Below are 10477 nucleotides of genomic sequence, written 5' to 3' on the forward strand. Positions count from 1 at the left end.
CTTGCGGGAGGCGGAGAACCCCTGTCGATCGCGCAATGCGTGTCGTTCATTGCCGCACGGAACGGAATTCCAGCCGACGGTCCGTCACTGGCGCAAATTAACGACGCACGGTTCGGTCGCCCTCAATTCCCTGGTCAAGCGAGGGCGTGCGCGCCGGGCCGGAAAGGGTCGACGGCAGTGAAATGGTTAGGGGAGATCGCCGCCTAGACGACGGCCTTGCCTTCGCAGATCAGATCCGAGGGCTTGTTGCCCTGCCAGTAGCCGGAGAGGAAGCGGGGAGGTTGTCCGCGCCCGTACCGTGCGCAGGAGGCTAAAAGTCTGGCGGCGGTTGCCGTGAAAACGCGTGTCCTCGCGCCAGTGTCGAGGGCAATTTCGAGAAGGGCAAAGCCGACGGCGCGAGGGCCTCGCCTGCCCTTGTGACACGGGCGGCGCGAAGGCTGGGTTTCTGAAACAGGCCGCAGTCCGTCCGGTCGCCGCTACGTTAGTTCGCAAGGATTCCGTCCCAATCCCGCTCGGATTCGAAAGTTTCGCGTTTTCGGCTTCTCGTTCTCCGGCTCGCGCTCTCTCGGCGAAGACTGCTTCGGGGCGATGCCGTCCATCGATCAGGATTTGCCCGTGGTCTTGCTTCGGAGAAGGTCGGCAAAGGCGAGCGATCCTTCGACTTCCCGAAAGTCGCACTCGGGGGAGGGTCATCGAGAGATGCGAATTATCGCCTCAAAACCATCCTCGCGACCACGGGCAGGCGACGCAAGTTCGAGACTGGCACCCATCCGCTGGATAAGCATAGCGGCGATGGGTAGACCAAGGCCTGAGCCCGCCGCTATGGTCGTCGCACCACGCCTGAATCGCTTTGTTACCTCTTGAAGCTCTGGGATTGGGACCCCCGGTCCCGCGTTTGCGATGGCGATGGTTCCGTCAATACGGACGGAAACTGTTGTCGGAGTGTCGGGCAGTCCATGAATGAGTGCATTCTCTATCAGGTTGCGAAGGACGATAGCGAAGGCGTCGACGTCGACCTTGCGGATCAACGTGGCGCAGCCGTCGATATCGAGAATCAGTCGTCCGGCATTTTCCGGCTTTCGCCCGAAGTCGTCCACGACCAGCCGGATCGTCGGGACGAGATCGATCGCATGGTCTGCTATGCCGATCCCCGATTCGGCCCGTGCGAGCTGAAGCAGCTTTTCGACAAGATGGGCGAGGCTCGACAGCGATGTCTCGATGCCGCGCGCCCGCGCTTTCGCCGCGCCCTGGGGAAGTTCGGCCACCAGTCTCTGCGTCTGGGCGAGCGCGCCTGCGATCGGCGTGCGCAGTTCATGCGCACTGTTGGCGGCGAACTCGCGTTCGGCATCGAGGGCCGTCCGCAGACGTTCGAGAAGGCGGTCGACGGAGGCGGCGATGGTGTCCAATTCAACCGGGAGACCGATCATTCCGATCGGTGAGAGATTGCCGCCGTCGCGCGCTCCGATCTCCTGTCGCAGTACTTCGATCGGCGCCAGCGACCGCCGGATCACGACCCAGATGACAGCCATGCTCAAAGGCGCGAGCAGGAGGATCGGAACGAAGAGAGAAAGTGCGCCTTCCATGGCCGCCTCACGGCGATGATCGAGCGGATCGGCGATCTGAAGAAACAGCGTGCCGCTTACGACCTCCTCCGTATAGATGCAGTGAGTAGCGGTTTCCCAAAAGCCGTGACGCAAGGGAGCATCATCGAACGACTGCGCCAGCGCGCCATGCGAAGGGAGGAGCACGCGCCCCACACGATCGCGAACCTGGTAGGTGAAATACTCTTTGTGCTCGGGCGCAAGGTTACCTATGCGACGCGGATCATGGGAATGCGCGCGCTGAAACAGATCATCGATCACCAGCGGCATCAGGCGCTGCGCGTTTCGCTGCAGCGCGCTGTCGAAGACCTCGTCGAACTCTTCGCGCATCACGAGCGCACCGATGGGCGCGGCACAAACCCAAAACAGGAGGGTTGCGCCGCCCAGCCACAGCATCAGCCTGCGCGTCATGCTGGCCGACTTCGTCATGTGACCGCGAGCCGGTAGCCGACGCCACGCACGGTCGCTATTCGGTCCGCGCCGATCTTCTTGCGGAGCCGGCTGACATAGACCTCCACCGCATTGCTCGCGATCTCCGAACCGAAAGAATAGAGCGCGTCCTCGATCTGCGTCTTCGACACGATTGCTCCGGGCCGACGCAGAAGGCTGTCGAGCACCGCCCATTCCCGTGCGGTCAAGTCGACTGTCTGGCCGTCGCGGTCGACGCGTCGCTCGGCCGGCACTATGGTCAGCGTCCCGAGAGAAAATATAGGTTCCGGGCGGAGCCCGTAGCGACGCGCCACGGCATGGATGCGCGCGGAGAGTTCGCCGAGATCGAACGGCTTGACCAGATAGTCGTCGGCACCGGCGTTGAGCCCCTCGATACGAACCGAGATCTGATCGCGGGCGGTCAGGATGATGACCGGAGTCGCATCCAGCCGGTCCCGCATCTCGCGCAGGTAGTCGATACCGTTGCCGTCTGGCAAGTGAAGGTCGAGCAGGACAAGCCCGTAGGGGGCCACAGCTGCGTAATCCCGCGCTGTGGACAGGGTTCTGGCCCAGTCGACCGCGTGGCCACCCGCCGCCGCATGTTCGCGTACAGCACTGCCAATGGCCTTGTCGTCTTCAATGAGCAGTATTCGCATCAGGCGTGCCGAGCTTCCAGATCGAGGGCAAGACTCTTCCCTTATTGACAGAACCTGACGCCACGCTGAATCGCCGTCGCGCAAATCGCTGGAAGCTTTCAGGTTGCTGTCAGCTTCGGCTGCCAGAAGGGCTGTTATTGCAACACCCCAATAGAGATCCCTTATGAAGACCCTCCTGATCTCAGCACTTTTTCTGAACGTGACCGCCGTCGGCGCTGCACTGGCCGGCAAGAAATGCGACGTGCCGATCGCCGAATGGCAACCGCGCGAAGCGCTACAGACCAAGCTTGAAGCTGACGGATGGCAGATCCGTTCGATCAAGACCGAAGACGGCTGCTACTAGGCTTATGCCGACGATTCGAAGGGGAACAAGGTCGAAGCGCACTTCGGCCCTAAGACCTTCGAGCGTGTGCGTGGTGCCGACGAAGAGAGCGACGGCTGAACCGATGCGCGCCACCGTGAAGGTCTGGGATCCGTGTGTTCGGATCTTCCACTGGAGCCTCGTGGCCAGCTTTGCGGTGGCGTGGTTCTTTGCCGACGAAGTCAAGGATCTGCATGAGTGGGTTGGCTCCGCAGCCGCGGCGCTCATCATATTTCGGCTGGGCATGGGAATCGTCGGGTCGCGATATGCCTGCTTTACGCAATTCATCCGCGGCCAGAAGGAGACACTCTCATACACCGAGGACATGATCTTCAATCGTGAAGCGCGCTATCTCGGCCACAATCCGTTGGGAGCATTGATGGTGGTTGCCTTGCTGACCTCGACAACACTCGTGGCCGTCACCGTTGGCTACAAACGACTGACGCCTTTTGGGGCATCGAATGGGTCGAGGAGGCGCATGAGGCGCTTGCCAATCTCATGCTGGCTCTGGTCGCGCTTCATATGGGTTGTGTCGTCCTGGGGAGCTTCCGTCACAGCGAGAACCTCATGCGCGCCATGATCACTGGTCGCAAGCAGGCTCCCCGAAGCGGGCGACGTCTCTTGACGGGAAACCGTCCCCGGAGTGCGGCCAAAGCAAACGTCCGAATTTCGCGAATGCACCGACACAGGAGCTTTGTTCGGGCCAGCCTTCTCTTCGGCCCGATCGCACTAGCCCTCAGCGTGTTGCTGCTGCCATCCGACCTGACACATGACCGCAAGCACTTGAGCGCCCGCTGCTTATCAGACCGGACACGAGGTACGAGGCGCAATTGCCCAGTTATTCAGAATTCGTTCGGAGTTTCATCTTTCGCAGTTGGGCTGCTTCCGGCTAACAAACCTGTGCCCCCGCCATCAGAACAAAGCATCACCGTCGAAATTCTGGTGGAGCCGCAAGCTGCAGTGTCGCGAGCCCCCGCTATTATCGAGAAGGGAAGCACGCCCCTCCCATTACCTGCGTCGGCTGATGAGGCACATAAAGAAGCGGGCACGAAGCTGATTGCGTCTGTTGAACCAGCCCCGGAAGGAGGCAGGATGGTGCACGCGAAACAGCTGTTATCAGCAAAAATACTGGCGGATCCGCGGAGCAAGGGAGCGCTGGCCGCGCTTAGGCAGCTCGCCAGAGATGATCGGATTATTCAGCTCTGCAACTTCGAGGTCATGGAGCAAGTTCACAGATGGAATTCCGACTACCAGCCGGATTCCGTGTCCGCTTACGCCAAGGCCGACACAAAGCTGTCTGGTCTGACGCTCCAAGCGGATGGCGGAGCACTTCGAAGCAAACGGCATTGGTACGACGTCAAGTTCAGATGCGAGGTCACCCCCGATCTGGAACAAGTCGTCGCGTTTGGGTTCTCGCTAGGAGCGGAAATCCCCGAAAGCGAGTGGGAAGAGCATTCTTTGCCCGTCTTCGACGGCCGATCCGATTGCTGATCAGGCGCCTCCACAAAACCTCCCCACAACCTTCGTGGCGGTTGAACGAAAGACGAAGACTGCTCAGCGATGGGTACCTACCTCGGAAAGGGACAATGATGCTCGCCCGGCACTTCACCATCTCGGCGTTTCCGTCGCACGACTGCGTCCGGCAAAAACAATGTGTTCTCAAAGCGGATGTGAGTTTTGTTGAAGGGTAAGGCAAGGGCGCTCGTCTGGGTCCTGGGGATCGCCCCGGTGGTGTTCGCGATCGCATCCGCGACCGGCGCTTTCGAAGGCAAAAAGCGCGATCCTGTCCTCACGGAACCTGTGGTGCTCGGTTCGGTCGAGGAGACCGTTCTTGCGAACGGCGTTTTGGAACCTGCCCGTATGGTAAGCGTTGGCGCCCAAGTATCGGGCCAGTTGAAGGCGCTGCATGTCGTGCTCGGTCAAACCATCAAGGCTGGCGACTTGATCGCCGAAATCGATTCTACGCAACAGCAGAACGCACTGCGCACCGCCGAAGCCAAACTCGCCGATGTCAAAGCGCAGCGCAAGGGACGCGGAATAGAGCTGAAAAAGGCCGAATTGGTCTTCCGGAGAGAGAAGACGCTGAGTGGGCAAAAGGCAGCATCGGCCGCCGATTTGGAGAAGGCGCAAGCGGAGTTCTTGACGCTGGAGACGCAAGTCGAGTCACTTGAAGCGCAGATCGCTCAGTCGACGGTCGAGGTTGAGAATGCTCGCGCAAAACTCGACTACACGAAGGTCAGCGCGCCCATGGACGGCGTCGTTGTTGCAGTGGTGACCAAAGCCGGTCAGACGTTGAACTCAAATCAGGACGTGCCGACGATTGTGGTTCTTGCACAGCTCGACGTCATGCGGGTCAAGGTGCAGATATCGGAAGCCGACATCGCCCGGGTAAAGCCAGGCCAGAAGGTTCGCTTCACAATCATGGGGGACACTCGAACCGCTACTGCAGGCGTACTGGAACAGATCGAGCCAGCACCGGAATCAATTGCCAATGATCCCAGCACGGTAGTCACAACAGGTGCGGAAATCACGGCGCCGCCAGTCTACTACAACGGACTTTTCGCCACGCCAAACCCGGAAGGGCGACTTCGACCCATGATGAGCGCCGTCGTTACGGTTATTTGTGGCCATGCCGAAAACGTACCGCTCGTAGCATGGTCGGCACTGACTGAGCGCGATGAGCAAGGTCGCTACCATGTGCAGGTGCGCACGCCAACCGACGAACTCACGGAGCGCCTCGTCACGATAGGTTTGACTGACAGGATCAAGGCGCAGGTGATCGACGGCCTCGCTGTTGGTGACGAAGTCGTCATCCCTGCCGACGGAGAGGCATCCGATCTTGGCGCGTGGTGATAATGTGAGCGCACTCCTTGAGATCAAGAACGTTTCGCGGGTTTTCCAGGCCGGAGACGAGACGATCATGGCGCTGGCCGGCGTCAGCCTGTCCATCGCGAGTGGCGAACTGGTGGCGATCGTCGGCGCAAGCGGCTCGGGCAAATCGACGCTGATGAACATCCTGGGCTGCTTGGACCAGCCGAGTTCTGGTGACTATCGCGTCGGCGGACGCAGCGTTGCCGGCTTGACCCCGGACAACCTGGCGGCGTTGCGACGGGAACACTTCGGTTTCATCTTCCAACGCTATCATCTTCTCGGAACGCTGAACGCGGCCGACAACGTGGCGATGCCTGCCGTCTATGCCGGTCTCGACGCCGCCTCACGCCGGGAAAGGTCGACGTCTCTTCTGCGCAGGCTGGGTCTCGGTGATCGTCTCGACCACCGTCCGAACCAGCTCTCCGGCGGCCAGCAACAGAGGGTTTCGATCGCCCGCGCATTGATGAACGGCGGCCGCATCATCCTCGCCGACGAGCCGACCGGCGCTCTCGACAGCAAGAGCGGCGAAACCGTTCTCGATATCCTGAAGGAACTTCATGCCGACGGTCATACGATCATCATCGTGACTCACGACATGGAGGTCGCAGGTCACGCTGACCGCATTATCGAGATCCGCGACGGTGTCATCCTCTCCGACCGCCGGACTCGCGACCAGAAGACCGATGCGCAGGCGCTCACGTTCCACGACGGCAGGCCGGTCGGTGCGCTCTCGGCCTTCAGGCATCGCCTGGCGGAGGCCCTTCCGATGGCGATACGATCGATGGCCGCGCATCGCGTGCGTACCTTCCTCACAATGCTTGGCATCATTATCGGAATAGCGGCGGTCGTGGCGGTCGTCGGTATCGGCGAGGGCACCCGTCAGAAGGTTCTGGCCGAGATTAGTGAACTCGGAGCCAGCACCCTGGCGATCCTTCCCGGGAGCCATTGGGGTGACGAGCGCTCTTCGAGCATCACGACGCTGGTCGTCTCGGATGCCGATGCGCTCGCCGCCCAAACCTATGTCGATAGCGTTACCCCGGAAGTCCAGACATCCGCAAAAATCCGCTTTGGGCGCATCTCCGTCGCGGCGGACGTCATCGGCGTCGGCCAGGACTATTTCCGGGTCAACGGGCTCAAGCGGCTGAAGGGCTCATTCTTTTCGGCCGAGACCATCTCTGAACGCCGCCAGGAAGCGGTGATTGATGACAGGACGGCCGCAACTCTCTTCCCTGGCGGCGAATCTCCGCTCGGCAAGATCTTCATGATCGGCCGTGTTCCCATCGTCACTATCGGCGTTTCTGCGCGACCATCGTCGTCTTCGGGTGGCAGGAGTCTGCAGGTCTATCTTCCCTTTACGGGCATGACGGGCAGACTGCTGGGTGCCGGTACAAGTCTTGCCGCTCTGACGGTACGGGTCGCCGATTCTGTCGACACGACCGTCGCCGAGCGCGCCGTCGTCGGCCTGATGACTCGTCGGCACGGCACGAAGGACTTCTTCGTCTTCAACAGCGACCAGGTGCGCAAGACGATCGAGCGCATATCTCAGAAAATGTCGCTGCTGATCTCCTCCGTTGCCGTGATCTCGCTGGTTGTCGGGGGCATTGGTGTCATGAACATCATGCTGGTCTCCGTGACCGAACGGACCCGCGAGATCGGCTTGCGCATGGCCGTCGGAGCGCGCCGCATCGACATCATGCTTCAGTTCCTGATCGAGGCCGTCACCATCTGCATTGCCGGTTCAATTCTCGGCGTGGCATTGGCGCTCGGCATAGCAACCGTCTTGGGCGGACCGGGCAGCAAGTTCCCGATGATCATCACCGCCAATGCGATTGTCGCTGCCTGCCTGGTCGCGCTCTGGATCGGCCTGACCTTCGGCTTCCTTCCCGCCCGTAACGCCTCCCGCCTCGATCCCGTGGACGCGCTCTCAAGAGAGTGAAAATGAAGCTCGTCAGACTGATCGTACCCTATTCCCTTGTCTTGCTCGCGGGTTGCAGCAGCCTGTCGAGCACATATCTTCGCCCCGAACTCCCAGCCGGGCCCCGCTGGTCGACCGCTGCGGCCGCGGGTGCTGTGCAGGCCAGCGCAGACCGCTGGTGGCTGGCGTTCGGGGATCCCAATCTCGACAAACTTGTCGGCGACGTCATCGGCCGAAACAACGATGTCCTACTCGCGGCCGCTCGCGCTTATCGTACCCGACTTAAGGCAGATATCGCTGCAAACGCCTTGTTCCCCAAGCTGAACGGCTATCTCGCCACAGGCAACAATCAACCTCTTGACGGAAAGGCGGCCACGTCGTCGTCGGCTTCTATCTATGTGTCATATGAGATTGATCTGTGGGGCAAGCTCGCAGCACAGAGGGACAGGGCGAATTTTGAGGCCCACGCGACAGCAGAAGATTACGAAGCCGCGCGCCTCACAACTATCGGCCGAACCATCGAGACCTATTTCCGGATCGCACACGCCAATCAGTCGCTCGCGTCGGCGGAAAGCAGCCTTGCCGATGTCAAGCAGATTCAGGCGCTTGTGCGCACCCAGATGGCGGGCGGTGCGGTCTCCGATCTAGAACTAAGGGAGGCCGAGCAGAAGGTCGAGACGCAGGCAGCGGCGGTTTCGGCGTTGAAGCAGAAGCGTCTTGAACTGCGGAACGACCTGACTGTGCTCTTGAATGGCGCACCCAATCCTGTTCCGGAGCCGCAGCGTCTCCCACGCAAGAAGCTGCCCTCAATCCAGGCTGGGCTGCCGGCCGATCTGCTCGCCCGTCGCCCAGACTTGCGAGCCGCAGAGGCAAGGCTGCGTGCCACGCTGAAAACCGTCGATGAGAAGAGGGCCAGTTTCTATCCGCCGATTTCGCTCACCGGCACTCTCGGCACCAGCAGCCCGCAATTGCTCGCGTTCATCTCCAATCCCGTCGCGACGTTAACTGCAGACGTTGCTTTGTCCTTCCTCAAGCTCAAGGACATGAAGCTGGAGGTCGCGGTTTCCAGGGCTGAGTATGAAGAACGCGTCCTGGAGTTCCGCAATGCCTTGCTCACGGCCTTCTCAGACGTTGCCAAGGCACTCGGTGCTCGGGCCAACTATGCCGAACAGGTTCGACGCCTCCGCAATGCGCTAGCGGCCGCGCAGGAAGTTGAGCAGCTGAAAGAGGCCCGTTACCGGGCGGGTGCCATCAGCCTCCGCGAGTGGCTCGAGGCCCAGGAGAGCCGCCGCTCAGCCGAGGTAGAGCTTGCCAATGTCCGCCTCGACCAGTTGCTCAACGAATCGTTGCTGTACCGTGCCCTGGGTGGCAGCGCCGCCACGGCCGGACCGGATCGCAAGAGCACCGCGATGGAACAAAGGTCAAAGGCGGGCCAAGGGGTTCGACCTTCCCTACCAATCTCCACGCATTCTCGACGTTGAACCAAAATTCGCGTGACGAAGGATGGCTTTCGGAGAACGTCTTTCCACTATGACCGTCTTACCCCACTCGACCTCGCACGACCGGACCACCGCCTGCACTCTTGTGCATGCTCCTGGCCGCTTTTTCGCCAGAGAAGGGCGGTGCGCCTCCCTAAGGCGAAGCTGCCGAGCCAGCGATTGTATCCACGATGACCGTAATGTCCCGCTCGATCACGCTGATCGACGAGCTGCCGGCGCGCACGCGCATTCGGCAGGCGTTGCTAGCCGTACTCGACAATGCCCGTCGGTATGCGCCGCAGAGCACAATCCGTGTAGAAATCTGCGCCGTCGGCCTGACCGGCGTTATCCGCTGCTCCGATACTGGCCCAGGACTGCCGGCCGGGATGCACGAAAAGGTCTTCGAGCGGTTTTGGGGCCGATAATTCACGATACCGAAAAAAGCGGGAATACGGGTCTGGGACTATCCGTCGTGCGGGCCATCGCCCGAGCTCATGGCGGCGATGCCGTCGACAGTTCGACGCACGGGAGCGGCACCATCATCCAATCTCGCTGCCGTTGCGAGCTGTTCGACAAAGTCCAGCAGCCGATTAAATGACCTCGACTGTCGCCGTCGTCACATCTCCTTCAATTGAGGGATTCATAGCCGCAATTCTCGTCGTCCGCTGAGCATTGCGACGACGGCTTCTCATCTTGAGGGCCACCCACCCGTGGCAGATCGCCTGAGGTGTCGGGCGGGTGGATCCGGTGTTCCCGCTCCATCTCAGATGTCTCGTCTTCCCCTGCCTTTGGACAAACGTTGGTTGGCCTGGTCGAGAAAGGTTTTGCTTGAGCATGGTCTTAAGAGACGTGTCGAGGTCGTCGTGCAGGCCTTTAGCATGATCCCGCCCATGGCCTCAGATACAGATCGTATAGCGACCATGCCCCTTCGGCTCGTTAAGCATTTCGCAAAAACGATCCCCCTGCAGATCGTCGACCTTCCGCTGCCACTTCCCGCATTCACCGATGGATGTGTTGCAACGTTTTGTTACTCGCGAGTGGCAAGGGATCCTTCAACCATTTCGGACGATTGCGATGTTCAAAGGCCGCCAGTTCGACCAATCTGTGATCCTGCTTTGCGTGCGCTGGTACCTGGCCTACAATCTGAGCCTGCGTGAACTTGAGGA

General features: G+C 60.7%; 9 protein-coding genes and 2 pseudogenes. 9 read left to right on the top strand and 2 right to left on the bottom strand.

Annotated elements, in window-relative coordinates:
- Nucleotides 1-689: 689 nt before the first annotated feature.
- Together F3H98_RS13145 and F3H98_RS13150 are read right to left on the bottom strand one after the other, a co-directional pair.
- On the bottom strand, nucleotides 690-2030 hold the full coding sequence (locus F3H98_RS13145; RefSeq protein ID WP_149760592.1) for a sensor histidine kinase: 1341 nt from the start codon (nucleotides 2028-2030) through the stop codon (nucleotides 690-692).
- Nucleotides 2027-2686, bottom strand: a complete 660-nt coding sequence (locus F3H98_RS13150) for a response regulator transcription factor (RefSeq protein ID WP_149760593.1) — start codon at nucleotides 2684-2686, stop codon at nucleotides 2027-2029. Before F3H98_RS13150 ends, F3H98_RS13145 begins: the two co-directional genes overlap by 4 nt.
- Nucleotides 2687-2849: 163 nt before the next feature.
- On the opposite strand from F3H98_RS13150, the gene F3H98_RS31750 reads away from it, so the two are divergent.
- The 9 genes and pseudogenes from F3H98_RS31750 to F3H98_RS13195 form a co-directional block, all read left to right on the top strand.
- Nucleotides 2850-3029 (top strand): PepSY domain-containing protein, encoded by a 180-nt coding sequence (locus F3H98_RS31750; protein WP_244621701.1) that lies wholly within the window; start codon nucleotides 2850-2852, stop codon nucleotides 3027-3029.
- Between the two features lie 103 nt (nucleotides 3030-3132).
- A complete protein-coding gene (locus F3H98_RS32530) occupies nucleotides 3133-3627 on the top strand; it encodes a cytochrome b/b6 domain-containing protein (protein ID WP_425294840.1) in 495 nt (164 codons plus the stop codon).
- The gene (locus F3H98_RS32535) at nucleotides 3546-4538 is read left to right on the top strand and encodes a DUF930 domain-containing protein (RefSeq protein WP_425294841.1); all 993 of its coding nucleotides are present in this window, start codon (nucleotides 3546-3548) and stop codon (nucleotides 4536-4538) included. The genes F3H98_RS32530 and F3H98_RS32535 overlap by 82 nt, the downstream gene beginning before the upstream one ends.
- 189 nt (nucleotides 4539-4727) lie before the next feature.
- Entirely contained in the window at nucleotides 4728-5900 is a 1173-nt protein-coding gene (locus F3H98_RS13170) for an efflux RND transporter periplasmic adaptor subunit (RefSeq protein ID WP_149760594.1), read from the top strand.
- A 4-nt stretch (nucleotides 5901-5904) separates the two neighbouring features.
- Nucleotides 5905-7854 carry a MacB family efflux pump subunit gene (locus F3H98_RS13175; RefSeq protein ID WP_149760595.1) on the top strand — a complete coding sequence of 650 codons (1950 nt, stop codon included), beginning with the start codon at nucleotides 5905-5907 and terminating at the stop codon, nucleotides 7852-7854.
- 2 nt (nucleotides 7855-7856) lie between these two features.
- A complete protein-coding gene (locus tag F3H98_RS13180; RefSeq protein ID WP_149760596.1) occupies nucleotides 7857-9314 on the top strand; it encodes an efflux transporter outer membrane subunit in 1458 nt (485 codons plus the stop codon).
- Between the two features lie 197 nt (nucleotides 9315-9511).
- Nucleotides 9512-9736 carry a sensor histidine kinase gene (locus tag F3H98_RS13185; protein WP_188130412.1) on the top strand — a complete coding sequence of 75 codons (225 nt, stop codon included), beginning with the start codon at nucleotides 9512-9514 and terminating at the stop codon, nucleotides 9734-9736.
- A gap of 399 nt (nucleotides 9737-10135) precedes the next feature.
- Nucleotides 10136-10318: pseudogene (locus tag F3H98_RS13190) on the top strand (LysR family transcriptional regulator); the annotation flags it as partial.
- Between the two features lie 67 nt (nucleotides 10319-10385).
- Nucleotides 10386-10477, top strand: a pseudogene (locus F3H98_RS13195) (IS6 family transposase); the annotation flags it as partial.

Source organism: Neomesorhizobium albiziae (assembly GCF_900114255.1).
Lineage (GTDB): Bacteria > Pseudomonadota > Alphaproteobacteria > Rhizobiales > Rhizobiaceae > Neomesorhizobium > Neomesorhizobium albiziae.